Genomic DNA, 564 nt, shown 5'->3' on the forward strand with positions numbered 1-564 from the left:
CGGCGCAAACCCCGGTGAGCGTCACCTTGAGCAATGGCTCGGTGATTACCATCAAGGCGGGTGAGTCGACGGGCACGGTGGTAGTCGATACCCCAGCCAATGACGTCTACGTCAACGGTTCGACCGTCAGCACCACTATCACCGGCGCAACCGGTGGCAATTTTGAAAGCCTGGTGCCGAGCACGACTCCGGCACTCACCACCATTACCGATTCCGTCGATACCACAACCGTTACGCTGACCGCGCCGGCTGCAGCGAGCGAGGGTGGTCAGATCACCTATACCGCGACCTTAAGCAATAAGGCCGGTACTGACGTCACGCTGAAGCTGGATAACGGCTCAAGCATCACGATCAAAGCCGGCGATACCGTCGGCACCGTGACCGTGCCTGCGCCAAGCGATGACGTGTTTATCGATAAGAGCACTCAGACCGTCCAGATCACTGAGACCACTGGCGGCAACTTCGAGAAACTGGAAGTTGCTGGCAACGGCGCAACGACAGCGATCAACGACACCATCGACAAGGTCGACGTGGTTCTGAGCGCTACCACCACGGTTGGCGAAG

The 564-nt window shown here is 58.9% G+C and carries 1 protein-coding gene; it reads left to right on the forward strand.

Features of this window, described 5'->3' with window-relative positions; translation table 11 throughout:
- Nucleotides 1–564, forward strand: a 564-nt coding sequence (locus BFP90_RS29235; protein WP_256097479.1) for an immunoglobulin-like domain-containing protein, incomplete at both ends; no start/stop codon positions are given.

It is taken from the genome of Pseudomonas sp. 24 E 13, assembly GCF_900004715.1.
Classification (GTDB): domain Bacteria; phylum Pseudomonadota; class Gammaproteobacteria; order Pseudomonadales; family Pseudomonadaceae; genus Aquipseudomonas; species Aquipseudomonas orientalis_A.